The sequence below is a fragment of the Pseudomonas sp. c313 genome (assembly GCF_055407145.1).
The window spans coordinates 12,535-34,139 of the sequence record NZ_JBUZRD010000015.1 but is presented as its reverse complement, the minus strand read 5'-3'; the positions used below and the strand labels follow the sequence as shown (position 1 = coordinate 34,139).

General features: G+C 55.1%; 28 protein-coding genes. 7 read left to right on the top strand and 21 right to left on the bottom strand.

The genetic code is table 11. The features are described from left to right. Nucleotides 1–275: 275 nt before the first annotated feature. The 13 genes from ACZRKZ_RS25115 to ACZRKZ_RS25055 form a co-directional block, all read right to left on the bottom strand. On the bottom strand, nucleotides 276–572 hold the full coding sequence (locus tag ACZRKZ_RS25115; protein WP_169882224.1) for a hypothetical protein: 297 nt from the start codon (nucleotides 570–572) through the stop codon (nucleotides 276–278). Next, nucleotides 565–894 carry a TrfB-related DNA-binding protein gene (locus ACZRKZ_RS25110; RefSeq protein ID WP_169882223.1) on the bottom strand — a complete coding sequence of 110 codons (330 nt, stop codon included), beginning with the start codon at nucleotides 892–894 and terminating at the stop codon, nucleotides 565–567. The genes ACZRKZ_RS25115 and ACZRKZ_RS25110 overlap by 8 nt, the downstream gene beginning before the upstream one ends. 23 nt (nucleotides 895–917) lie before the next feature. Further along, the gene (locus ACZRKZ_RS25105) at nucleotides 918–1,340 is read right to left on the bottom strand and encodes a hypothetical protein (protein WP_169882222.1); all 423 of its coding nucleotides are present in this window, start codon (nucleotides 1,338–1,340) and stop codon (nucleotides 918–920) included. 54 nt (nucleotides 1,341–1,394) lie between these two features. Continuing rightward, entirely contained in the window at nucleotides 1,395–2,222 is an 828-nt protein-coding gene (locus ACZRKZ_RS25100; protein WP_169882221.1) for a DUF932 domain-containing protein, read from the bottom strand. Between the two features lie 193 nt (nucleotides 2,223–2,415). Beyond that, a complete protein-coding gene (locus tag ACZRKZ_RS25095; RefSeq protein WP_169882220.1) occupies nucleotides 2,416–2,892 on the bottom strand; it encodes a single-stranded DNA-binding protein in 477 nt (158 codons plus the stop codon). Nucleotides 2,893–2,963: 71 nt separating this feature from the next. After that, complete coding sequence (locus ACZRKZ_RS25090; protein ID WP_169882219.1) at nucleotides 2,964–3,359, bottom strand: hypothetical protein; 396 nt, start codon at nucleotides 3,357–3,359, stop codon at nucleotides 2,964–2,966. A 716-nt stretch (nucleotides 3,360–4,075) separates the two neighbouring features. Next, nucleotides 4,076–4,498, bottom strand: coding sequence for a hypothetical protein (locus ACZRKZ_RS25085; RefSeq protein WP_169882218.1), 423 nt, complete (start codon nucleotides 4,496–4,498; stop codon nucleotides 4,076–4,078). A gap of 11 nt (nucleotides 4,499–4,509) precedes the next feature. Beyond that, the gene (locus ACZRKZ_RS25080) at nucleotides 4,510–4,728 is read right to left on the bottom strand and encodes a hypothetical protein (RefSeq protein ID WP_169882217.1); all 219 of its coding nucleotides are present in this window, start codon (nucleotides 4,726–4,728) and stop codon (nucleotides 4,510–4,512) included. 83 nt (nucleotides 4,729–4,811) lie between these two features. After that, a complete protein-coding gene (locus ACZRKZ_RS25075) occupies nucleotides 4,812–6,494 on the bottom strand; it encodes a DNA cytosine methyltransferase (RefSeq protein ID WP_169882216.1) in 1,683 nt (560 codons plus the stop codon). A gap of 51 nt (nucleotides 6,495–6,545) precedes the next feature. Continuing rightward, complete coding sequence (locus ACZRKZ_RS25070) at nucleotides 6,546–6,788, bottom strand: hypothetical protein (protein WP_169882215.1); 243 nt, start codon at nucleotides 6,786–6,788, stop codon at nucleotides 6,546–6,548. A 156-nt stretch (nucleotides 6,789–6,944) separates the two neighbouring features. After that, nucleotides 6,945–7,133 carry a hypothetical protein gene (locus ACZRKZ_RS25065; RefSeq protein ID WP_169882214.1) on the bottom strand — a complete coding sequence of 63 codons (189 nt, stop codon included), beginning with the start codon at nucleotides 7,131–7,133 and terminating at the stop codon, nucleotides 6,945–6,947. Between the two features lie 99 nt (nucleotides 7,134–7,232). Continuing rightward, on the bottom strand, nucleotides 7,233–7,394 hold the full coding sequence (locus ACZRKZ_RS25060) for a hypothetical protein (protein WP_169882213.1): 162 nt from the start codon (nucleotides 7,392–7,394) through the stop codon (nucleotides 7,233–7,235). A gap of 63 nt (nucleotides 7,395–7,457) precedes the next feature. Beyond that, entirely contained in the window at nucleotides 7,458–7,676 is a 219-nt protein-coding gene (locus ACZRKZ_RS25055) for a hypothetical protein (protein WP_169882212.1), read from the bottom strand. A gap of 209 nt (nucleotides 7,677–7,885) precedes the next feature. Here ACZRKZ_RS25055 and ACZRKZ_RS25050 point away from each other — a divergent pair, with 209 nt between their 5' ends. The 3 genes from ACZRKZ_RS25050 to ACZRKZ_RS25040 all read left to right on the top strand — a co-directional run bounded on the left by ACZRKZ_RS25050 (nucleotide 7,886) and on the right by ACZRKZ_RS25040 (nucleotide 10,384). After that, nucleotides 7,886–8,188, top strand: coding sequence for a type II toxin-antitoxin system RelE/ParE family toxin (locus ACZRKZ_RS25050; protein WP_011475355.1), 303 nt, complete (start codon nucleotides 7,886–7,888; stop codon nucleotides 8,186–8,188). After that, entirely contained in the window at nucleotides 8,185–8,481 is a 297-nt protein-coding gene (locus ACZRKZ_RS25045; protein WP_169882211.1) for an addiction module antidote protein, read from the top strand. The genes ACZRKZ_RS25050 and ACZRKZ_RS25045 overlap by 4 nt, the downstream gene beginning before the upstream one ends. Nucleotides 8,482–9,124: 643 nt before the next feature. Further along, a complete protein-coding gene (locus tag ACZRKZ_RS25040; RefSeq protein ID WP_463983056.1) occupies nucleotides 9,125–10,384 on the top strand; it encodes a Y-family DNA polymerase in 1,260 nt (419 codons plus the stop codon). Between the two features lie 647 nt (nucleotides 10,385–11,031). On the opposite strand, the gene ACZRKZ_RS25035 is transcribed toward ACZRKZ_RS25040, so the two are convergent. The 8 genes from ACZRKZ_RS25035 to ACZRKZ_RS25000 all read right to left on the bottom strand — a co-directional run bounded on the left by ACZRKZ_RS25035 (nucleotide 11,032) and on the right by ACZRKZ_RS25000 (nucleotide 17,229). Beyond that, nucleotides 11,032–12,300 carry a DUF1173 family protein gene (locus ACZRKZ_RS25035; protein WP_175389882.1) on the bottom strand — a complete coding sequence of 423 codons (1,269 nt, stop codon included), beginning with the start codon at nucleotides 12,298–12,300 and terminating at the stop codon, nucleotides 11,032–11,034. Nucleotides 12,301–12,310: 10 nt separating this feature from the next. Further along, complete coding sequence (locus tag ACZRKZ_RS25030; protein WP_169882255.1) at nucleotides 12,311–12,820, bottom strand: hypothetical protein; 510 nt, start codon at nucleotides 12,818–12,820, stop codon at nucleotides 12,311–12,313. Nucleotide 12,821: 1 nt separating this feature from the next. Continuing rightward, a complete protein-coding gene (locus tag ACZRKZ_RS25025; RefSeq protein ID WP_169882257.1) occupies nucleotides 12,822–13,391 on the bottom strand; it encodes a helix-turn-helix domain-containing protein in 570 nt (189 codons plus the stop codon). A gap of 471 nt (nucleotides 13,392–13,862) precedes the next feature. Further along, nucleotides 13,863–14,492 carry a recombinase family protein gene (locus ACZRKZ_RS25020; protein WP_169882260.1) on the bottom strand — a complete coding sequence of 210 codons (630 nt, stop codon included), beginning with the start codon at nucleotides 14,490–14,492 and terminating at the stop codon, nucleotides 13,863–13,865. Between the two features lie 267 nt (nucleotides 14,493–14,759). Beyond that, nucleotides 14,760–15,176 (bottom strand): hypothetical protein, encoded by a 417-nt coding sequence (locus ACZRKZ_RS25015; RefSeq protein ID WP_169882262.1) that lies wholly within the window; start codon nucleotides 15,174–15,176, stop codon nucleotides 14,760–14,762. A gap of 4 nt (nucleotides 15,177–15,180) precedes the next feature. Next, nucleotides 15,181–15,522 carry a TrfB-related DNA-binding protein gene (locus ACZRKZ_RS25010; protein ID WP_169882264.1) on the bottom strand — a complete coding sequence of 114 codons (342 nt, stop codon included), beginning with the start codon at nucleotides 15,520–15,522 and terminating at the stop codon, nucleotides 15,181–15,183. Next, nucleotides 15,519–16,445 (bottom strand): ParB/RepB/Spo0J family partition protein, encoded by a 927-nt coding sequence (locus ACZRKZ_RS25005; protein WP_169882266.1) that lies wholly within the window; start codon nucleotides 16,443–16,445, stop codon nucleotides 15,519–15,521. Before ACZRKZ_RS25005 ends, ACZRKZ_RS25010 begins: the two co-directional genes overlap by 4 nt. A gap of 10 nt (nucleotides 16,446–16,455) precedes the next feature. Next, nucleotides 16,456–17,229 (bottom strand): ParA family protein, encoded by a 774-nt coding sequence (locus tag ACZRKZ_RS25000; protein WP_218585540.1) that lies wholly within the window; start codon nucleotides 17,227–17,229, stop codon nucleotides 16,456–16,458. Between the two features lie 650 nt (nucleotides 17,230–17,879). On the opposite strand from ACZRKZ_RS25000, the gene ACZRKZ_RS24995 reads away from it, so the two are divergent. The 4 genes from ACZRKZ_RS24995 to ACZRKZ_RS24980 are packed head-to-tail and all read left to right on the top strand — an operon-like array spanning nucleotide 17,880 to nucleotide 21,598. Next, nucleotides 17,880–18,152 (top strand): MobD protein, encoded by a 273-nt coding sequence (locus ACZRKZ_RS24995; RefSeq protein ID WP_169882269.1) that lies wholly within the window; start codon nucleotides 17,880–17,882, stop codon nucleotides 18,150–18,152. Nucleotides 18,153–18,168: 16 nt separating this feature from the next. After that, nucleotides 18,169–18,630 (top strand): TrbC/VirB2 family protein, encoded by a 462-nt coding sequence (locus ACZRKZ_RS24990; RefSeq protein WP_169882270.1) that lies wholly within the window; start codon nucleotides 18,169–18,171, stop codon nucleotides 18,628–18,630. A gap of 3 nt (nucleotides 18,631–18,633) precedes the next feature. Then, nucleotides 18,634–18,927, top strand: a complete 294-nt coding sequence (locus ACZRKZ_RS24985) for a VirB3 family type IV secretion system protein (RefSeq protein WP_169882272.1) — start codon at nucleotides 18,634–18,636, stop codon at nucleotides 18,925–18,927. Then, nucleotides 18,914–21,598 (top strand): VirB4 family type IV secretion/conjugal transfer ATPase, encoded by a 2,685-nt coding sequence (locus ACZRKZ_RS24980; protein ID WP_256669010.1) that lies wholly within the window; start codon nucleotides 18,914–18,916, stop codon nucleotides 21,596–21,598. The genes ACZRKZ_RS24985 and ACZRKZ_RS24980 overlap by 14 nt, the downstream gene beginning before the upstream one ends. The last annotated feature ends 7 nt before the right edge of the window (nucleotides 21,599–21,605 follow it).

The following is a 21,605-nucleotide window of genomic DNA, read 5'->3' as shown; positions in this document are numbered from 1 at the left end:
GGACGATTTCCTGAGCCTAGCGCTGATCTCAGACGTGAGTTGCTGCAGCGCCCGGCCGCCAGGCCGGAAGGTTTTAAATCCGACCGGGAGGTCGGCCAAGGAAAATCCCCTGTGCCGTACTTTACAGAGCAAGCGGAGCGCGCAGCCCGGAACGGGCGTAGGCGTGAGGATGGAAGCCCGAAGGGCCAAGACCCGGCGCGCTCTTGGCCGGGGCTTGGTTTACGACAGCCGTTGAGGCGCAGCCGAACACGCCCGGACGGCTTAGTGAGTTCCATTCATTTTGGTTGTCGAGGATCTTCACAGACTGATTCGGGAAAAACGATGCTTTGCAGCGTCCAGCTAACAAAGCGGTGCGCCTGTTCAATCTCGCTTTCCAGCGCTTGCCGATCGGGGCAGTTGTGATCATGGGCGGCGTCTTGCAAGAGCCGCACGCGGTCGAGCTGGTGCAGCAACTCCGGCGTGAGGGTCACGGTTTGAGGCGCGAATGTATAAGCCACCGGGTCATCTTCAAACAGCACCGGCAAGGCCATTCCGTTGTCTTTTAGCCATGATTTAAAATCGGTTTTACGCATCTTTGCCAGCCTTTTTCGGTGCCGGTTTTGTGTCCATATAGGGCTTGGCCATCTCCATGACCTGTGCGGCCAACTCGGGCGGCAACCAGACCATAACGGGCACCAGCTCACTGGCCCCGTGCTCGTCTAGGATTGCCCGAACTCGCTTTACTGCTGCGTGAACGGTCTGTTTAGACATGCCCCTATCGTTGGCCACGTCTTGCGGTCGTTGGCCATCTACCAAGATGGCCTTGGCGATCTCTACGGTAGAGACCGCCAAGCGGCGCGAGGCGAATACCGGCGATATTCTTTTCCAGTCCTCGGCGGTGTAAATCGGGTGCATGTAGTAGCTCCGTTTTTCAGTGGTCAATGATTAGCGGCCACCGTTTCGCGGATCCGGGAACGGATCTCGCTATGGGTGATGATCGGCAGACACAGGAACGACCAGCAATGACCGAAACAACGGGCATACACGCGCACCAAATCGCCGACCTCGGGGGCCTGCAGTATGAATGAATCGCCGGTGTCATCGGCGAAGTAGTCCAGCACCTGGCCATGACTGACCGCAAAATCAAAGCGCGCCTCAGTGATGCGCGCAGGCTTGGTGCCGTTGGCCGCTTCCTGCGCCTGCAGGAAAGCGGTTTGATCGTCCAGCACAGCGCCGGGGTGACGCACGCGAATCTCCGGCAACATTAGCCAGCTGCACCGAGCGGCCCACATGTTGGGGCCAATCTCGCGGGCGTAGTCAATAATCGTTGTTTGTCCTGGTACAAAGAAAACTTTCTGCATGGCGGCTTTCTCCTTGCGAGGAAGGCCGGGCGGATAAAGCCCGGCCTGGACTTGTTAGGCGGCTTCGCGAATGTGCTGAGCCAGTACCCAAAGGGCGCGGTTTAGTTTCACGTCCTGGTCAATGCCGGAGACGGCGCGGGTAGTGGTGCGGCGACCTTGCTTGTTGCGGCCTGTAAGCCCTCCCTTGATGCTGTTTTCCTGTACGCGGTTGAACGTGGTCCAGAGATCATCGGTGCGATCTTCACGGCGGCGAGGCATGAGCAGCTGTGAAGCTGTCACCGGCGCCGGGCCTTCTGCGGGGTCGTAGCGGTAGGCCAATGCAGCCTCGGCGAAGGCATGTTGCAGCTCGGGGCGGATCTGGATTTGCTTCATGGTTTCGCGCTGATCCTCGATCAGTGCAAATTGATTCAGCACCTCGTAAGCCCCCTCGATGACTTCGCCAATCACGTCTTGGCGTCCGCTGTGACGGACTTTCTGATCCATCGCGGCTTCGCCCAGGACAAGGCCGTTGGCGCACACAAAGCGGAAGCACCCGCCCATCATTTGATAACTGCTAGTGCCATCGTGGCTGTTGAGCAGGATGATTTCGTTGGCTTCCTTGTCCATGATGTTGGACGCATGGCGCAGGCGGATCATGTGTTTGGTGTGCTGGATCTTGTCGGAGTTACGCACGCGGGTTTGGCAGGCCATGAAGGGTTCAAACCCTTCTGCGCGCAGCGCGGTAAGCACGTCGACGGTTGGGATGTAGCGGTAGCGATCGGAGCGGCTGTCGTGCGCTTCGACGGCAAAGATGGACGGCGCGACACGCGCGATTTCGTCGTTAGTCAAAGGGGTGTTGCTGCGAACCATGCAAGGGTTGCGGAAGCTGCTGGATAGACGCATTTTTGAATCTCCTTCGCGATGTGCCTGGGCGGTTGCCGCCGCTGGTTCCAGGCTGTCTTAGCGGTATTGCTTCGACGTAGAAATTATCGCAAAAGATCGTTACATAGTCAACTATTAGTACAATCTAATTTTACTTATTTACGCTCATAAAATGCCCGGCACTGGGCCGGGCTCTGATAGCGCAGACAGTCAGTCAGAACGGAATCCCGTCATCCTCGGGGTCAAAATCGGGCAGCGGTTGCGGCGCCGCTTGTTGTGGGGCCGGTTGTTGTGGTCGCCGCTGTTGCTGCGGCCTTGGCGCCTGGTTGGTGCCGTCCTGGTTCTGTGGTCTGCCCCCCAGCAGCTGCATGGTGCCTTGCATGTCTACGACAATTTCTGTCGTGTAACGCTTGATACCGTCCTTCTCCCATTCGCGGGTTTGCAGCTTGCCTTCGATGTAGACCTGTGAACCTTTGCGCAGATACTCGCCGGCAATCTCGGCCACCTTGCCGAACAGGGATACCCGGTGCCACTCGGTTTTTTCGACCTTCTGCCCGGTTTGCTTATCGGTCCATTGCTCACTGGTGGCCAAGCTCAAATTGGTCACGGCGTTACCGTTGGGAAGGTAACGAACCTCGGGATCCTGGCCGCAAGTCCCTACTAGAATCACTTTGTTTACGCCACGGGCCATGATGGAAACTCCTTTTAGATGCCCCGGCGTACCGGGGCTGTGGGGTGGTTTAAGTATGCGTCGCCTTGCGATCAGTCTTCGAAGCAACCGCACGGGCAGGTCATTGCATCCAGGCCATGATGGCAATAGCCGTTCTCGGCGTCCGCCTGTTCGCGTGCGGCGTTTTCAGTCGCATTCATGTAGCCATATTCCCGCGCATACTTGAAAACTTCCGCGAACTCGGGCGCTGTTTCGTCTGTGCCGAATTCACCCTCTACACCCGCGCAAAAGAAGTTGTGAACGACAGTTTCATAGGTCGAACCACGCTTACAGGCATACGAAAAAATATCGTCGACCTTGGCTTTCATTTCTTCAATGCTGGGGGCCTTTGGCTTGAAAATGCCCTGAGCAAAAGCCAGGAAGTCATCAGCGGTCAGCCAGTTGTGAAAGATTGGCGCGGTGGTTTGAGACTGGGTATCAATGTTCATTGAAAGCTCCTTCGCGATTTACCTGGGCGGTTGCCGCCGCTGGTTCCAGGCTGTCTTAGCGGTATTGCTTCGACGTAGAAATTATCGCAAATCCACCACCCCAAGTCAACTATTGGTAAAATCTAAATTGACCGTCGGTCGCTGTTCTCGCATGCGAGAAATTCGCTAATTCGCTTGCTTTTGGCGTGCTTTTGGAACTGCTCAGAGGCCGAGCGTTGGGCGCGGGAAATAAACGCTTTTCAAAGCAGCAGCCGCAGGCTGCATCAAAACCCTTGGGACTGGAGCGCGCTGCCGGTGGTGGGTCTGCTCGTCAGCTTCGGAAGGTCGCGGTAAGCCCGGACTATCCAGAGCCGGGCCGCGTGCAAGGGGTCGTGGAATACCGCAGGCGCGAAGCGACAAGGATATGCCGCGAAAGCCCCTTGCAGGCAAGGCCGGGCGGCGGATAGGCCATTGGGGCGATCCGCTACCTTCCGATGATGATGAGCCTACCTGGTGATGCGGAAGGACCGGCAAGCGGAGCGCGCAGGCCGCAGGCCGGAGACGTGAGGATCGAAGCCCGAAGGGCCAAGACCTGGCGCGCTTTTGGCCAGGGCTTGGTTCACGAGAGCCGCCCCCCGAAGGGGGCACGCAAGAGAGGGTATTAGTTGCGAATTTCCCATGGTTTGTAACGCAATACACCGCTTAAAAACACGATGACGATGACGGCAGACATTTCGTTATCCACTTTTCAATTCAGCCAACTCTGCTAACAGCAGCGTGCTTTGGGCTGAACTGAGTCGTCCCTGGTCTTTCAGTTCACTGATGACGGCAGATAAAGCCCCGTAGCCCTTCAAGGGGTAATTGGGCTCATGTTGTCGCCTCGAAATTGAATCGTGTAGCCGCTCCATAGGCTCGCAAACCTCGGGATACTTTGTAGGAAGGTCGGCCAGCTTGAGTGGCGCGATCACCAGCTCCGGGAAGTAGATGGCCAATGCTGGTCTATCGGACTCCATCAGAGCTTGAATGCCGTCGCGCAAATCCATTTTGGTGGATCCGCTGGCCAGCCAATAGGCTCCAGCGATTTCGTCCTCAGACGCGGTTTCGAGCCACATGAGAACATCGAGGTAATCGTTCGAGCGCTGCGCATTTGTGTTGTCCATTACTTCGGTCCTCAGAGGTCCATTTCATCGCGTGCGGAATCGACCAGCGAGCGGCATAGTTCGGCCCTTCGCATGTAGGTCAAGCCGTTGCCAGGCCAGATCGAGGCGGCGGCCTCGTAAAGTTCCGCGGCTGAATACCACTTCTTGTGCAGTTCTGCCAACCGCGCAGCGGATTGCAGTGCATGGCAGGAACGTTCGGCTTTGCTTTGAGTGAGGTCACGAAAGTGCATTTGTGGATCTCCTTCACTGATTTCCCGGGGCGGTTGCCGCCGCTTGTCCTAGGAAGATAAAGCGCCCCGTCAGGGGCGCAGATTCATGCTGCGTTATCGAGGTGATTGACTAACGAAAGGCCAACGGCCACTGGGCGAACCCATACAGGCATATGGCTGAGCAAGAAGGTTTCCCCTTGCTTGGCGAGCAGGATGGTTTGAGCCATTACACCGGCAATGGCTTCAGCAGCCTTTGGTGGAACCGCGTTCCCGATCCGTTCCCGCCATGCTTGATCGCTCAAGCCATCCAGTTCGAGCATTTCCTCGGGGTCGACAAGGCTTTGCAATGCAGCCATTTCAAGTGTGGTGAATGGGCGGTGCCAGGTGCCGTCGAGGCTTCTGATCACGCATGTCAGTCGATCATTGGCTGCCGGCATTCTTGGATCGGCGACACTCCAACGGCCATTGTCCAAGCGCGCACTGGCGGACACAGCACCGGCAGTGCTGTCCCAAGGGACCACGCCGTAATGCCCGCCAGTGAGATAGGCATCCCCTTTCACGCGGCGCAGGCCGGAGCGAGGATCCTGCACAGCGAAGGCCCCCTGCCCTGTTGTACTGCCCGCGATCACAGTTCGAGCGCAGCCATTCCAACGGGTTACGTTGTACTTGCCGTGTCCACCAGCTGCGCCACGCGGATCCGCAACGCTGAACGTGCCCTGACCTGGTGACTTGACCCCAATAATTGCGCCGCTGGTGTCCTCCCACTTGCGCACGCCGTATTGATGATATTGCGGGGCGTCTATGGGGCTGCGCGGATCTGCGACAGAGAATGCCCCGTTGGTAGGGCCTGATTGGCCCGCCACGGTCCCTACGGCTTTATTCCAGGCATTTACACCCAAATAGCCTGAGAACGCCTCTGGCACGATCACAAAGTCCCGCAGATAGCCGTCATGGATCGCCAGTTGATCGAGGCTGCGCCAATCCTTGCCCGCTTCGACAAGCGCGAGCCGCACCCATGTTTTCCATTGCAGTGACGGCACGCGGTGCATTGGGCCTGCGCGCTCGATGTCACCTGGCATCGGCATGCGGCCGAGGACGGCACCGACGGATTGCAACGACTTCTTTTCCGGCTCGTACAGGAACGGAGGAACCTTCTCGACGTGGCGGGCGACCAGCAAGAACCGTTTCCGGGATTGGGCCAGTCCCCCCAGTTCGCCGCAGTCGTGGGTCGTCTCCGAGACGGCGTAGCCGAAGAACTCAAGGATCTGCCCGATCTGATCAAGCAAGTGTCGGCCACGGCTGGCCAGACGCGGTACGTTCTCGAACACGATCAAGCTGACTGGGTTGTGTTGCCATGCTTCGCACATGAGCCACACGCAACGTAGCGTCAGCTCGTTGAGCGCCTGATATTTGGGGGTGAGGCTCAATGCTTCGGACAACAAGCCCGACGCGCCTTTGCATGGGCTGCTGATGAACACAACGTCAGGATCTTGGTAGCCAGCGGCGCGGCGAATGTCATCCGGCGTAGCCTCCCGCCAATCCGCAGGCGGTTGCTTGCCGTGAAACGCGATGTACTGCTCGCGGGTGAACAGATCCATCTGAGTACCTGGTACACCGGCCAAGCGCTCAAAATCCTTGAGCGCTCCGGCGTCCACGTCGACACCACCGACGCAACGCCATTCGGCCTGCAGCTTGCCGACTATCTCTTTGTTCTGGTTGAAACCCTTTGCGCCGCCGCCAAGACCGCAGCAGAAATGAAAGTGCTTGAGCACGTACCTGATAGGCATGATCGTATTCCGTCACTGATGCCCGGACCGAGAGGTCCGGGCGTGCTGAGGTCAAATGGCTGAGGCTGTCGCTTCGGCCATGTCGCGGAAGATTTCGGCGTGCAGTTCCAACGGGAACTCGGCGAGAACTTCGCGCTGGCCGATGCCGGAGCGCTGCGCGACAACCATGTACAGGGTGACGGTGGAAGGGATTTGCCCAGGACGGGCTTGGTGGGAGGGTTCAACGGTAAAACCGCTGTACTCGCGAAGGGTCTTCGCGTCGCTGAAATAAAGCAGGTGGGTTTCGGTAGCCATTGTTTGAATCTCCTTCGAGTGGCTTGGAGCGGTTGCCGCCGCTTTGTCCCAAGCTGCCGAGGCGGTATTGCCTCGACAAATCCATTATTTTAAAGGAGCCCCAAAAAGTCAACTAAAAGTATCATTAGATTTTACCTTTAGTAATTTTTTATTAATTCACTTCAACTGACGGGCAATACAGGCCAGCTTAGTTTTGAATGGCTCGACAACTGGCTTCGCGCAATATTCAGCTAGTTCACTGGCTTGTCGTTGCGACACAAGAACGCTGTACGATACCGCACCGACAGCGACAAACAGAGCCAGTACCAGCAGCACAGTGCTGCGTTTTGATTTAGCGTTTTGCATCGATCTGATTTCCTTGACCTGGTGAAGTGGCCCGGCGGAGCGGGCGATGGGCTTAGCAGTTTATTTCAAGAATCGACATCAACTGGTGTAGCCATCAAATCAGTACCCCAGCCAATGCATTACGTCACGGGACTTGTATTCCGAGTGGTCGCCCAGCTCGTCTACAAGATCGGCGAAGGCGAGGGAATGTTTCTCGCACTCGGCTTTTGCTTCGTCGCGGCTTACCACGTTGTCTTCTTCGAGAGCTTCGTCCAGGGTCATCGTTATCACCTCATCTGTTGGGGTTGCCCGGTGCTTACCTGCACCAGGCGCGCCGAATGTTGATTACTTGGTGTCGTCGCCTTCGAGGTCACTGCGACTCGGCGCCAGGTCGACCAACGCGCGTTTCCCTTTCGGATCGATGACTGTGAACACGCATGCGCTACCTGGCTCGCCATTCGCTACACGCTTAGCGAAATACTGTTTCGCAACAGCTTGAGCAGCAGCCAGGGGACCGCCAGTTACATCAACGTCCATTTCCCAAATAACACGATGAACAGCCATTTCATTCTCCTTCGCAATTCGCTTGGGCGGTTGCCGCCGCTGGTTCCAAGCTACCGAAGCGGGATTGCTTCGACGGAGAAATTATCTCAAAAAATAGAAAACGAGTCAACTATAAGTATCATCTGATAGGACTATATATTTACTTTCTCGCATGCGAGAATGCGCCCATCCGCTTGACCTTGTGTCATATATATAATACACTTATACCCATGAAAACGATTATCCAAACCGCCACTTACATGACTTGGGAACGCAAACTGCGTGACAAGAAGGCCAAACTGATTATCGCGGCGCGGGTGTTGCGCGTAGCCCACGGGTTGCTTGGTGACGTGCAGCCAGTCGGTCAAGGCGTCAGTGAGTTGCGAATTCATCATGGCCCCGGCTACCGGGTGTATTTCCAGCAGCGCGGCGATCAGCTGGTCCTATTGCTCTGCGGTGGGGATAAAAGCAGTCAGGCGCGGGATATAGAAACCGCTAAAACTCTGGCAAGCCAGTGGAGTGAAGACGAATGAAAGAACCAATTTACGAATACGATCCAGCGGAATTACTCACAGACGCGGAATCTATCGCCATCTTTATGGCTGATGCTTTCGAATCGGGGGATGCCTCATTTATCGCGCAAGCGCTGAGCGTGGTAGCTCGCGCCAAAGGCATGACCGCAATTGCAAAAGAGGCAGGCGTTACCCGCGCACACCTCTACCAACTGAAAAACGGCAACCCGACTTTGAAAACCATGATTGGGGTAATGCGGGCGGTTGGCTTGGACATGACAGCCAAACAACACAGTGAAGCTGCCCACGGATAAAGGAGGCACCATGTCTGGCCGTGATACATCAGCGCGCCTGCCCGTCATTGACGGGCCATGCAAAGGCCAACGGATTGCACAGGTTCAAGACAGCTTCTCTTTCGAGATTGCTAGTACCTCAAGCAAGACCAAGGGGAAGTTTACATACCATTTACGCCGCCACCGGCTGATCGGGCTGGTGTGGGCTTCGCCTACGAACAAAAGCGTTTCGCCCATTGAATCCTAGGCAGAATGCTTGCAGACAAGCCCGCCAATGTGCGGGTTTTTCTTTACTCAAATGTTGACTCGGCGGCTCTGCCGGAGCTGCTCAGAGGCCGAGTGTTGGGCGCGGTAAATAAACGCTTTTCAAAGCAGCAGCCGCAGGCTGCATCAAAACCCTTGGGACTGGAGCGCGCTGCCGGTGGTGGGTCTGCTCGTCAGCTTCGGAAGGTCGCGGTAAGCCCGGACTATCCAGAGCCGGGCCGCGTGCAAGGGGTCGTGGAATACCGCAGGCGCGAAGCGACAAGGATATGCCGCGAAAGCCCCTTGCAGGCAAGGCCGGGCGGCGGATAGGCCATTGGGGCGATCCGCTACCTTCCGATGATGATGAGCCTACCTGGTGATGCGGAAGGACCGGCAAGCGGAGCGCGCAGGCCGGCGCCCTGTGTTCGGCCTGGTCGACGCGAACAAGTTTTACTGCAGCTGCGAGCGCATTTTCCGGCCTGAGCTGAGGGGTAAACCAGTGGTGGTTCTTTCGAACTCGGATGGCTGCATCGTTGCTTGCACCAATGAGGCCAAGGCGCTTGGTTTGAAGATGGGAGATCCTTATTTCAAGATCCGGGCATTTCTGGAGCGTAACGGTGTTGCAGCGTTCAGCAGCAATTACACGCTCTACGGCGAGTTATCGCACAGGATGGCCATGGCTACAGCGTCCCTGGTCAGTGCCGTGGAACAGTATTCAATTGACGAATCCTTTGTACGCTTAGAGGACCAGCGCGAACCATTGGTGGACGTGGGCCGAGCTATTCAGGCGCGCGTGCTGCAGTGGGTCGCGTTGCCGGTAGGTGTGGGTATCGGCCACACCAAAACGCTCGCCAAGGCAGCACAACATGCCTCGAAGATCTGGCGAGAGAAAACCGGTGGTGTAGTAGACCTGCGCAAGCCGGAGGCCGTTGAGTGGTTGTTGCGCCGGATGCCTGTCGAAGAAGTGTGGGGCATTGGCAGGCGTATGCGCGATAACCTGGCCGGTGAAGGCATTAAAACAGCGTGGGAGCTATCGCACGCTGAGCCGCGAACAATGGGCCGCAAATACTCAGTGGTCTTGGAACGCACGATCAGGGAGCTTCGCGGCGAGTCCTGCATCGACATGGAACAAAGCCCACCGGACAAACAGACCATTTGCTCAAGCAAGATGTTTGGTCAGCGCGTCCACACAATCGAGGGGCTTGGCCAGGCGTTGGCCACCTATATCCACAAGGCCGCTGAGAAGCTGCGCAAGCAGCGATCTTTGTGCGGTGGCCTGCGGATCGGCATACAGACCTCGATCCATGGCGACGGTCCGAAGTACGCCAATGCAGCCACGGTCATTCCCGACTACCCAACAGATGACGTGCGCGTGCTGACAAAGCACGCGCTGCGTGCGTTGGAAGGCATCTACAGGCCGGGCTTTGCGTACAGCAAAGCTGAGGTCATGTTGATGGATCTGCGAAAGCGTGGTGAGTACACGCAAGATCTGTTCACGCCGAGTCAACCGGCGCGCACTGACGCGCTCATGAGCGTTATGGACAAGATCAATAGACGGTGGGGACATGACTGCTTACGCACTGCAGCTGTGCCCCTGTCGCCGGACTGGGGCATGCGTAGGGCTCTGCTGAGCCCTAGCTACATGACCAGTTGGGATCAGATGTGGACAGTAAAATGCTGAATCGCAGGCAAAAAAAAACCGCCTGAGAGGGGCGGTCTTTTTTGCTGGTCTGGTTGAGAGACCTGGCCAGCGGTTCCACTAGATACAGTCACTGAGGACGATAGTAGAAAGAGTTGACACGTATGTCAATCACTACGTCTCATCCTACGTCACTGCCGATCACGCTGGCATGATGCCATTCCAAAGCTGAGAAGATGCGGTATGATGCCCACGCTTATGAGCGATTTGTATCAAGTGGAAGGGGCTGGACGTAAAGATTTCGCTGTACCACCCCTCCCGACACGACCCTGAGAAAGTCGTGCTGGTGGATGTTTTGGGAGGGCCAACCCCCGGTCGTACTTCCACTAGATACAGTCACTCGTACCTAAAGCGCTGAGTGCCAGCACAGGCGTTGGAAGGATGGCCAGCCAACACGGAGGCCATGGAATATGAAGCGTATGCTAAATATTTTGAGCCACGTATGGAGCACCTTGCGAACCTTGAGCATGCTCAAGTCAGCCTGGGAATTCATTCGTGATCATCATGATTTCTTGTCCTAACGGGCAGTGATCCGCTGATGTTGTAACACCAGTTGTAGGGCCGCCCTAGCTTGCTAGGGCGGTTTTTTTTCGTTTAGGCGCATACGAATTCTCGCGTGCGAGAAAGTCTTACGTCCGAACAGATGGGAATTCCGGTATTGCATTGCCTTGCGGATCGGAGCTTGCGTCCCATGCCCACCACCCAGTTCCGTAATGAGTCCGGTAGTAAGTGGCCTTCACCTCTTTACGTGCCAGATATTTAGGATCGGAGCGGCCATAGACCTCCATCGGATATTCAGTGCCGGCACTGGCGTCCATCAGCCAGAAGTCGGGGAATACCTGGTCTTCGCTTGAGTCGAATCGCAAGGGTTTGACGAACCTGCGTGATTCCTCACGCAACCTCGCCTCGATCACCGCTTCATAAGAGGATTCCACCGGGATCCACTCGTCACTGACCACCATCAACGCGACATTGAGCGCCTGTGCTTTACCCGGCTCCGTGGGTTGATCGGTCTGAACAATCGCTATAACCCGCCGTCCTTGCCTCCAGGCCGACAGCTCACGCTTGAATCGACGAGCAACGGTCGACCAGATCTCGTCATCGAGGAACATGCGAGGCACGCCATTGAAACCCGTGATGGTCAGGTAGCGAGCTGCGGTCTTTTCTCGGTCTTCGGTATGGCCTGCAAGTGGAGCGATCACCAATAAGCGACGGTTGTTCTTGATCGCGCTCTTGACCTTCCGCTCGTTGGCCTCGGATTGAAACCCCTTCGATCCTGCCGCAATGACAAGCGCATCACCGATCCGCATTCTCGACGCAAGCATTCGATCTGCTGCGTCCTGTAGCCTGCTATGAACGAGGCCCAACCCGCGTTTACCTGCCATGCCCGGCGACCATGTATTGAGCCCTGCTTCATTCCAAAGCAGGTGCAACAAGCCCAACAGGGTCATGGCCGGTTTTGTGGCTTTGCCGCTGCCCGAGCTGCTGCCGGTGGCTTCGGGTGCCTGTCCAGTGTCTGCGGGCTCTTTCTTGCGTAACGAGAGGGTGAGCTTGATCTTGAGATCACCCTCGGACGTTTCTTCAACCACGCCTTTGCTGTACGAGCCAAGACCCGATTTATCGGGATCTGGCGAGTAGTAAACGCAATCCAAGGCGTGTTCGGCGCCGGTGCGTGGATAACGCGAAAGGTGGAATGAATCGTTATCCGACATATGCCGTACAGCAAGGAGGCGGCAACCAGTGCCAGGGCATTGGCAACTGACGGTCGCCTGCTTGTGAGCTTTCTGCAGTACCGCTTTCCAAGGTGCTGCATAGCTGGCCTGAGTTTGGAACTGCTCGCTGTACTGCTTGACTGAATCACCGTGAACGATGGTCACGGCGTATCGTTGATCAGACATAAGATGACTCCTACGGATCGTCGTGGAGCGCGTCGATAGCGGTGCTGGCCATGCGCGCTAAATGCGCCTTGGCCACGTCCGCGACAGCTTCCAGCCAGCGAGGGAAAAACTCGTCGAATGTGAAGTCAATGACAGCGCCATCGTGCGGGGATTTGGCGCTGCCCAAATCGATAAACTGCGCGGTGTCGCCGATCCGGCAAAGGTCGTAGGGATCTTCCTGCTGAAACCAATCCAGAAAAGCGGCCGCTGGGCCGTGTTCGACCAGAACCTCATAGACGTCATGGTCAGGGCCTGTGAAAAAGTCATCAGGCCCGTCGCTTTGAATAACTTCTTCCACATGCCGGATCTGAGCCCGTACATAGCTTGAAGACATTGGTTGGATCTCCGTGTGGTTGCTGACGCCAGTTCGGCGCGCTCTGTAAATACCCACGGCCACGGTGTATGATGGGCGCGTGGATTTTTGCTCCTTCGCAAAAAACCTAGAAACCCGCAAGCATTGCCGTGCTGCGGGTTTCGTCATTTTAGGGTTCCTTCTTTTCGCTGTGCGGAATCGAAGGCATATCAGGCAGGTCTACTCCCTCTAATGAGTCTTGCGCCGGTGGTGCCATACCTGGGCCGGATGGCAATTGGATTTCGCCGTCATCCATGGTCGGCAGTTGCTTGAGTTTGTCGCTGCCAAGATCGGCCTGGTCCTCTGACGATATAAGCACCCGAGCATTGAAGCGGGCGTATTGCAGATTTTCGCGTTTGTCTGCCCATGCGATCCGGCTATTCACCACGTAGGCGAGTGTTCCGCCACGTTGCCCACCTACACTGATCGTCTGAATCCAGTTGTGCTTGGCCAGGACGCTGATTGCTCGCTTCGTGGTCGCAATGGACGTGTCCATCATCTTTGCCAAGGTCGACTGGCTGACGATCAATGCGCCGGACTTATCCATATGCTGGACGATGATGTGCATCAATTGCCCGGCCCTCGGCGCTTGAGCGATGAGAGCTGCCCATGCTTCGTGTCCCGCTCGTTCGGTCTGAACCCATGTACCGCGTTGTGTCGGTTGGACCAGTGCGCGGACTTCCCCTTCGTCATCAATCATTGTGCCTCCGGCAAGCTGCGTTAGCGTGTTAGATATCGTGCAAATTTGGAAGATATCTAACAAGGTAGGTCTATCTTAGCTCATGCAGTGAGCGATAGGTAGTGCATCCATGCACGTTATCTCTCACAAAATGGGGGATATCGTTCAAGGATGAGCGAGGGGTAGCTCATGGGGGGGTAGCTCATATAGTGAGCTAACCTAGCTCACAGATAGTGAGCGGGGGTTAGCTCATGGATAGTGAGCGATGGTGGTGCAAAGTAGGTGAACTGAGGTTCGCTCAAGTCGTGAGCTAGGCAATGCCCTGGAAGCCCCGTAATTCAAGGGCTTCTATCTCCTGGTTCTTATGATCTCTAACCACTCCAACTCATGCAGTGGCTGTTAGGGACTCAAGGTCGCCTGCCGGCGGCGGCCAGTCGTGAACGAATGACAGACTACGGCTACGCCTTCGCTAGTCATTCATTCCCAACCGGCTCAACTGGATAAACCTTCGACCAGTTCGTCACGGATACGCATCACGGTCGTTGTTGAACAAGCTGCATGACGGGCGATTGCTCGGATCCCTAGGCCAGCGGCCAAAAGCTCACTAACACGCTTTCGTAGTTCCAGATCTGCCGGTCTGCCCTTGTAGACCCCTGCGGCTTTGGCTTTGGTGATGCCTTGCGACTGCCGGTGCCGACGCTGCAGATAATCCTTCCGGGCGATTGCCGCCATCATATCCGTCATCATTGAATTGATCGCGGCCAACATTCGATCTGTGAACTCGTCACCAGATGGCAAAGTGAGGCCCTGGTAACTAGTCGGCAGGTCGACAGCTACGATTCGCAGCCCTCTGCTGTCAATCGCCGTTCTCAGTGCCCGCCAGTCCTGGTCGTTCATACGAGACAGCCGGTCAATAGCTTCAACCAGAATTACGTCACCCCGGCGCGCATCGTTCAGAAGGCGTTGAAGCTCTGGCCGATCAGCGAGCGCGCCGCTGATGTTCTCCATGTAACTGGCAGCGATAACCTTTCCGTGGCTTGCAACAAATTCTTCCAGTTGATCACGGGCACGACTGGCGTCCTGATCCTCGGTAGAGGCTCGGAGGTAAGCACGCACGAACATGTAAACCTCTCTGTATCATTTTGGGTGTGTTCATGTGAGTGTATCAGAAAGGCTGTCACTTAAATTGAATCGTTCGTGAAGATCCAGAGCGCCGCCGCGTCTTACTTGAGATATACCCAAATATGACAGGGTGATCACACCTAGCAGGGGCAACCCGTCACATTGATTACTCGCTTTTTCGTGCAGGCGCTGCGGTGGGTGAGGATGTCGCTAAGCCCGGAGGTTATGCCCCTGTATCGTACTATACAGGGGCACCATGTTGCTGTTTCAGCGCTTCCACGCTTCACGAAGCCTTGTCAGTACAGGCGCAGCATTTTCAATTGCCGTGCGGTGATCAGATGCCGCTGATATCTGCGCCATAGCATCAATCACGGGTTTGTACTGTTCGTCAGCTTTCTCCTTCCCGTGCAGCTTCACCAGCTCGGTGTGGCCAACATCAGGTAAAGGCAATGGTTTGTTGTTCTGGGCTTCGGTCAGAGCTTCGCGTGCGCTCTTGTAATTCAGTTCGGCGGTGGCTAATTTTTGATAGTGCTTCTGCCGTTCGATTTGCTCTGGCTCGAACTCAGCGGCAAGTTGAAGCTGAGCCATCAGCCACAATGATTGGTCGATTCTGCTCACAGCTTCGGATAGAGGCCGTAGGATTTCGGACAGCTCTTTCATGGTGACTGGTTTGTCATTGCTCATGGGCCTACTCCTTGTGATTCATTGAATTCTTCTGCCAGTAGCGCACGCGTACCGCGTCGGCTTCCTTGACGAAGCGATCGATCATGTCGGTGGGTGCGCAGATCTGCGCGCACTTCCAGCCTTCGGGGGTCTTCATCAGGTATGCCGAATAAATTTTGTTGCGAATGGCAAGTGCCCGTTGCTTGGTGAGCCCATGTGCATTTGCAACGGCTACAAGGCCCTTGCCTTCAACCAGCAGCTCATAGGCAACATCGAGGTTGCGGGCATGCATCTTTGATTTTGAACGGATCCGCTCGAATTCATCGGGCGGGATCCGTAGGTCCTGGTCAGCAACTCGGCTACTCATTCCGGTGCTTTCCAGTTCTCGGCCTGGGCGGCTCGCGCTTTGTCCAGCTCGGTTTTGAGATAGTCGATTTCGGATTGCAGGGTTTCAACCTGTGCGGACAGGACGGTATTCGCCTCGCGCAACTTGTCGAGTTCATCATCGAGAAGGGCAGGGCCTGCGGGTTTGGCCTTCGTCTTTGACCCGCCATGAACGCGCAGGGCTTTGGTGTTGCGCAGCGCTGTTCTGACCTCTGTCCGCACGTTCATATCTGGATTTGCGTCTGCACGCTGTAGCAGGTCAGCAGCTGCAGCGCTGTCCAAGCGACCAAGGCGACCTAGATCATTGACAGTCGATATATCCGCGGTGATGCCCTTGGTAACAGCCTCACGGCTGGCCCCGTCACTGGTTACGTTTTCCAGATAAGCGATGCGTTCCGCTACCCAATTGAGGCTTTTGTTCCATTCGTTAGCAACCGCCTGCAGGGTTCCCAGCTCGTCCTTGTCGGCTTTCAGAGCGAGTGCAATGTCCAGCTGACTGAGGTTTTCGCTGTGTACGTTCTCAGAACGCTGGATGCGCTTGGCCTGTGCGTCTGTAAGTTCACGCACAACCGCTTTCAGCAACATGCCTTTCAGTTCGCAAGCCAGGTAACGGCGTTCACCTGCAACCATCAGGTATTTGAAACCTGACTCGGGGTTGGGGTGGGGACGGAGAATTGCAGGCTCGATCTGTCCGTTCTGTTCTATGTCGTCGCCCAGCTCCTCAAGCGACTCCTTGGAAAACCCGGGGTTATTACGGTTTCGAATCTGCTTGATGCATTGTATTTCACCGGTGCTGACGCCGATGATGGTTTCACCATCATTGAGCGCCGGTTTCTTCTGAAAATCCGAAAGTTTTTTTGCAGTCGCAGAAACGGCCCTGCCAAAAGGATTTGGTTTCTTCGTCATGTGATCTACCTCAGATTGACCAGACCTTCTCAAGAACAGCGGCACAGGCAGATTTCATTTCCCGTCCTGCAGCACGCTGACTACCGGATTTCGCTTTCCACCAAACCGGATTGCCGCTAGCGAGTGCCGAGTTGATGCATGGCCGGTGAACGATATGGACCGGAAACATGGCATCGCCATAGCTCTCCTGAAGGCTTGGCAACAGGTCAATTTCATTGGTTGATCGGCTGTTGATCTGGTTTGGAAGAAAACCGAGGAACTGCAAGTTCGGGTTGTACTGCTCACGCACAGCTTCGATAGTGGACAGAAGCTTGGGCATGCGAGCGAGTGTGAATCCGCTGATATTGAAAGGCGACACCACCGCGTCAGATGCTGCGAGCGCGGCGATCATCCGGCGTTGCAGGTTGGGCGGTGTGTCAATCATGCAGAGGTCAAAATCAGCGGAGAAGTGATCGAGCGCTTCTTTCAACCTGGTCACGATGCTGAGATCCATGTCGTCAACATCCAGCAATGGAACATCGGCCTCGATTAGCCAGATGTTTGCCGCGACCTGGCGAGGGTACAAGCCCTTATATTCGTCGCTGAATAGCATGCTTGATTGGACATAGGTTGTGTCGTCCCCGTCTTCGAGAGGCGGGTAGAACTGCGATAGATCGCCTTCATCGAGGTCGACGACAAGAACGCGTTTACCTTGCTCGGCTGCGAGACTGACAAGATGGACTTCAATAGTCGTTTTGCCGACGCCGCCTTTCTGGTTCGCCACGGTTGTGACTTTCATCGCCATGGGTATTCTCCGGTGAGCGCTGATTTGTGTAGGCACATCCTTGCATGGGTAAACCCCTTGGTCAACACCTTAATAGGGTTTACTTTGCATTCTTTCTCGCATGCGAGAAATAGGCAGCCTGCTAAAATCGGCACCGGGTCGGGGGTCTATAGAGCGGGGCGTTTCCTTGCGCATCTATAGGGCACTGATCAAGGGTGGCGGATCAGGGCGGCTCCTGTCCGCCGCCCGACCTCTCTAGACCGGGCATTCTGACCGTTCGTCTCCTGTTTGTAACAAAATGTCATTTCCGTTGTCATTAGCGCGTGAAGCACTGTCGTGGTGCCACATCCGCTCTTAGGCAAGGCACAGCCTTGCACCACTCGATGACGTGAATATGGAAATTCGCAGCCCTTTCAAACACTTATAGAACCATAACCGTAGCCGGGCTAATGCCTGGGGCTAGGCCTTTCGTTTTTTATCTGCATGGATCCAAATTTTTCAGAATGAAACCTTGATTTCGTCAAATGAAATGAATATTCTGTGTCACGAAACAGCGATTTCATGGAATAAAACCCGATAGAGGGAAGAAATGAGAGGTGGGATCTAGATCAAAGACGTGTAGGACTCCAGTATCGCCCCTGTATCTAGTGAACGGTTGCCCAGGGGAAATGATGCAGAGCCTAGACAAAAGAGAGTTGGCGGTTTTCGCCGTCGCACAGCCGGACTACCGCGTCGTTCTTGAGGAACGAATCGAAAGCGACGGACGGAAGTGGGCATTAATTATTGAAAGTCCTTCGACGGGACAGGTTTACAACGTTGTAACCGCGTTAGGGAAAACCAGGTTATTCAAGAATGCCGATACTGCTATCGACTTCATAAAGGAAACCTGCCCTAACAATCCTTTTAGAGTAATAACAGTAACCTACGGGGTTCCCCCGTCATGATGAAAGAGGCAATGGTATGCAATCTCAAACTTCCAAAGTTGGACGCAACATAGAAGGACTGAACAAACAAACTTGGCGCACTTGGCTCAAGGCCAAAGCATCACAAACCCTGCAAAGCGTTCTTTCGCAAAAGACCCCGTCGCATAAAGCGATGATGCGTAATGATTGGGTGGCCAAGGCTACCAAGTTTGCAACGCTGGGGTCGATTCTCTCGCTCGCCCTGATCCCTGAATTCGCCAACGCTGCACTGGATTTCAGCGGATTGAAGGGCATGGCCAAGGACTTTGTGTCCTTCCTCATCTTTGACGTTGGTTACTACCTGGGTATCGCAGCCATTGCGTTCTGCGGTTTCCAGGCGAAGTCCGGTCGTATGTCGTGGGGCCAGTTTGGCTGGGCCGTATTCGGTATCTTCCTGGTGTTCTTTGCCCCGAACTTTGTCGACACGATCAAAGAAGGCGCTCAATCAAGCTTGAGGTAATCCATGGCCGAGCCAGATCCTGATGAAGGTGAAGTGCTCGTAGTGGCGATGGCCCGGCCATCAATGGTGGGGCCGTTTACCTTATCGAGTATTTTGATCAGCCTTATAACCCCAGTGTTAGCAGCACTGTTACTTCGATCACTTTATGTGCTCGCTACGATGCCAATACTTTTTGCCGCTGCGTACTGGATCTGTAGCAAAGACGTGTACTTGTTCGGTGTGCTTAGAGCAGCATTCAAGTTGAGAGCATCACGACTACGTAAACTGTGGGGATATAGAAGTTATGCGCCTCGTTGATAAAGCTTTTAATAAGCTAGTGCGAAATATGGATCTTTCGCTTGGTGTCCAACATCCAGAAGGGTCCGATCAGGATCTCGATGAGTTGGTGGTCAGCGAGATGGTGCCGTATGACGTGCATTATGACGATCAAACTGTCATCACCGGCGAGGATTCACTGGTGCAGGTCATCAAGATCGATGGCCTGATGTTTGACTCGCTCACCAGCACGCAAATCAAGCTGTTTGAAGAACGCCGTAATACTGTGCTGCGCACGGTGGCGAGCAGCGATTTTGCCATTTACGTTCATGTCATTCGTCGCAAGGTAACGGACTTTCCCGAAGGGCAGGGCGGTACTTGGTTCTCCAAGTATTTCAATGCCCGGTTGCGCAAGCGCTATGAGAACAGAGGTTTCTACGTCAACGAGATCTATATCTCGTTGGTCCGCAATCGCTTTCGCTCCGGCGTGCCTGGACTCATGGATCGTGCATTGGCGCTGGTTACTGGTAACTCCGCTGCGGATGAAGCTGGCGAGACACATGAAGCGATGGCCGACTCGCTCTACAAGGCAGCAAACCTTGTACTGCGAGGCTTGTCCGATTACGGCGCTACTCGTCTTCGCATTCAGCGTCATCCGACCGCAACCAATGGTGTAGTTGATCGCGAAGCTGCATATCAAGCAGTGTCCCGCTTCCAATGGAAATGGGAGGACTTCAAGGTCCAGCTTGGGGATCACGATGAGTACGACGCGGAAGCTGTTTATGATTACCTGGGCGAGGAATACTGCGAGCTGAGTAGCTTCTTCAACTACTTGATCAACCTTGAGTATCGGAAAATCCCCGTCACTGAGCTGAAAATCAAGGAGGCGTTGCCCTATGCCCGGTTGAATTTCCGCATCCTGGCGAACATGTGCGAGATTCGAGGCAGTACGTCAGCTCGCATCGGTTCCATGTTGAGCATGGCCGAATGGCCGCGTCGTACACCGTCGCGCATGATGAATAAATTTCTCCAACAGCCTGTTGAATTCATCATCACTCAGTCGTTTTTCTTTGAAAACCGCATTGAAGCTGAATCCGCAATGATGGATGAAACTCGGCGTCTCAAGGTTGCGGATCCACACAAAATCTCGGAGGACGATGCAAAGGAACTGGCAGAGGGTATCCGTGCTTTGCGCCGTGGCGATACAGTCAATGGCAAACATCACCTGACCATTTTCATTCACGTTCCCTCAGACGCCAACACCAACGCCGAGAGTCGCAAAGCCAATGTGAAGCGACTGGATGATGCGGTGGGTTTGATCGAGGGTTGTTTTGTCGACCTGAACGTCAAGTCGGTTCGTGAGTGGTTGGCCCTTGAGACGTTCTACTGGTCGCAGCTACCTGGTCAACAAGAAGCTCTTATCGGTCGCCGGGGAAAGATCAAGTCAACCAACTTTGCGGGCTTCGCGTCGTTGCACAACTTTGCTCGCGGACGTCGTGACGGCAACCTATGGGGCCCTGCAATCACTGCTTTCGAAACGGAAAGCGGCACTCAATATAACTTCAACTACCACCGTGAATTGGAAGGGATGGTCGCTGGCCACACTGGTGTGGCCGCAGGCACCGGGTCGGGTAAAACCGCATTGATCGCTGAAACGGTCAGTGAAGCGGACAAAGCCTTGCCGGTGGTGTACTGGTTTGACATGCGGTACGGGGCCACCGTTTTCATGATGGCTATGGGTGGCGTTCATTCGATCCTTTCACCACACAACAGCATGGGTTGGAACCCTTTCAAGTTGCCTGATACGGCTGAGAACCGTGCCTACCTCATCGATCTACAGATCCAGATGCGGGAGTGCTACGCAAGCACCCCCACTGAGGCCGACGACATTAAGCGGTTCAAGGATGCGGTAAACGAGAACTACGAGCTGCCATACGAAAATCGCCGGTTGCGCAATGTCGTATGGACTTACGGGCACGGAGCTTTAGCCGACATTATGGCTATTTGGCACGGTGCCAAAGGAATCGAAGGCGCAAACGCCGGGGTTTTTGATAACGAAACCGATACTTTCGATCTCAGTAAATCCCGGCACTACTGCTTTGAAATGTCGGAGCTGATGAAAGGTGGCGATGCGCGCCCGGAACTGCCTGTCGTGATGAGCTACCCACTGCACTGCATTGAGCAGGCTATGGATGGCAGGCCATTCATTCTGGTTTTGGATGAAGGCCAGAACCTGGTCAAAAACGATTTTTGGCGCAATCGGATTGATAATTTCATCATGCAGATCCGCCGTAAAAACGGGATTTTGATCTTCATCACCCCTGACGCGAAATACTTCCACAGTGAAACCGACTCCATCGACAAGCAGACCGTGACCAAGATCTACCTGGCCAGCGACTCGGTGAAAGACGAAGACCACACGAACCTGACGGAGGAAGAAAAGAAGTGGTTGCGCGAGCTGAATCCAAAGGACCGCAAGTTCTTGATTCGTCGCGGTCAGGAATCGATTCGTGCGTGCTTCGACCTGACTTCCGATAACCCTGAAGAAGACCTGTCCGATTTCATCCCGGTCCTGTCTTCAAACGATGTTGGTGTGGCCTTGATGTACTCAATCATTGAGCGCCTGGGCACCAATGACCCCGAGGTCTGGGTGCCAGTTTTCATGGCAGAGGCCAAGGCCAACAACACCCATAACTTAAAGGCGATCAAATGATGGCTCG

Coding starts and splice junctions, on each gene's coding strand:
- ACZRKZ_RS25115 (WP_169882224.1), bottom strand. CDS start 572: ATGCGTAAAACCGATTTTAAATCATGGCTAAAAGACAACGGAATGGCC.
- ACZRKZ_RS25110 (WP_169882223.1), bottom strand. CDS start 894: ATGCACCCGATTTACACCGCCGAGGACTGGAAAAGAATATCGCCGGTA.
- ACZRKZ_RS25105 (WP_169882222.1), bottom strand. CDS start 1,340: ATGCAGAAAGTTTTCTTTGTACCAGGACAAACAACGATTATTGACTAC.
- ACZRKZ_RS25100 (WP_169882221.1), bottom strand. CDS start 2,222: ATGCGTCTATCCAGCAGCTTCCGCAACCCTTGCATGGTTCGCAGCAAC.
- ACZRKZ_RS25095 (WP_169882220.1), bottom strand. CDS start 2,892: ATGGCCCGTGGCGTAAACAAAGTGATTCTAGTAGGGACTTGCGGCCAG.
- ACZRKZ_RS25090 (WP_169882219.1), bottom strand. CDS start 3,359: ATGAACATTGATACCCAGTCTCAAACCACCGCGCCAATCTTTCACAAC.
- ACZRKZ_RS25085 (WP_169882218.1), bottom strand. CDS start 4,498: ATGGACAACACAAATGCGCAGCGCTCGAACGATTACCTCGATGTTCTC.
- ACZRKZ_RS25080 (WP_169882217.1), bottom strand. CDS start 4,728: ATGCACTTTCGTGACCTCACTCAAAGCAAAGCCGAACGTTCCTGCCAT.
- ACZRKZ_RS25075 (WP_169882216.1), bottom strand. CDS start 6,494: ATGCCTATCAGGTACGTGCTCAAGCACTTTCATTTCTGCTGCGGTCTT.
- ACZRKZ_RS25070 (WP_169882215.1), bottom strand. CDS start 6,788: ATGGCTACCGAAACCCACCTGCTTTATTTCAGCGACGCGAAGACCCTT.
- ACZRKZ_RS25065 (WP_169882214.1), bottom strand. CDS start 7,133: ATGCAAAACGCTAAATCAAAACGCAGCACTGTGCTGCTGGTACTGGCT.
- ACZRKZ_RS25060 (WP_169882213.1), bottom strand. CDS start 7,394: ATGACCCTGGACGAAGCTCTCGAAGAAGACAACGTGGTAAGCCGCGAC.
- ACZRKZ_RS25055 (WP_169882212.1), bottom strand. CDS start 7,676: ATGGCTGTTCATCGTGTTATTTGGGAAATGGACGTTGATGTAACTGGC.
- ACZRKZ_RS25050 (WP_011475355.1), top strand. CDS start 7,886: ATGAAAACGATTATCCAAACCGCCACTTACATGACTTGGGAACGCAAA.
- ACZRKZ_RS25045 (WP_169882211.1), top strand. CDS start 8,185: ATGAAAGAACCAATTTACGAATACGATCCAGCGGAATTACTCACAGAC.
- ACZRKZ_RS25035 (WP_175389882.1), bottom strand. CDS start 12,300: ATGTCTGATCAACGATACGCCGTGACCATCGTTCACGGTGATTCAGTC.
- ACZRKZ_RS25030 (WP_169882255.1), bottom strand. CDS start 12,820: ATGACGAAACCCGCAGCACGGCAATGCTTGCGGGTTTCTAGGTTTTTT.
- ACZRKZ_RS25025 (WP_169882257.1), bottom strand. CDS start 13,391: ATGATTGATGACGAAGGGGAAGTCCGCGCACTGGTCCAACCGACACAA.
- ACZRKZ_RS25020 (WP_169882260.1), bottom strand. CDS start 14,492: ATGTTCGTGCGTGCTTACCTCCGAGCCTCTACCGAGGATCAGGACGCC.
- ACZRKZ_RS25015 (WP_169882262.1), bottom strand. CDS start 15,176: ATGAGCAATGACAAACCAGTCACCATGAAAGAGCTGTCCGAAATCCTA.
- ACZRKZ_RS25010 (WP_169882264.1), bottom strand. CDS start 15,522: ATGAGTAGCCGAGTTGCTGACCAGGACCTACGGATCCCGCCCGATGAA.
- ACZRKZ_RS25005 (WP_169882266.1), bottom strand. CDS start 16,445: ATGACGAAGAAACCAAATCCTTTTGGCAGGGCCGTTTCTGCGACTGCA.
- ACZRKZ_RS25000 (WP_218585540.1), bottom strand. CDS start 17,229: ATGGCGATGAAAGTCACAACCGTGGCGAACCAGAAAGGCGGCGTCGGC.
- ACZRKZ_RS24995 (WP_169882269.1), top strand. CDS start 17,880: ATGCAGAGCCTAGACAAAAGAGAGTTGGCGGTTTTCGCCGTCGCACAG.
- ACZRKZ_RS24990 (WP_169882270.1), top strand. CDS start 18,169: ATGCAATCTCAAACTTCCAAAGTTGGACGCAACATAGAAGGACTGAAC.
- ACZRKZ_RS24985 (WP_169882272.1), top strand. CDS start 18,634: ATGGCCGAGCCAGATCCTGATGAAGGTGAAGTGCTCGTAGTGGCGATG.
- ACZRKZ_RS24980 (WP_256669010.1), top strand. CDS start 18,914: ATGCGCCTCGTTGATAAAGCTTTTAATAAGCTAGTGCGAAATATGGAT.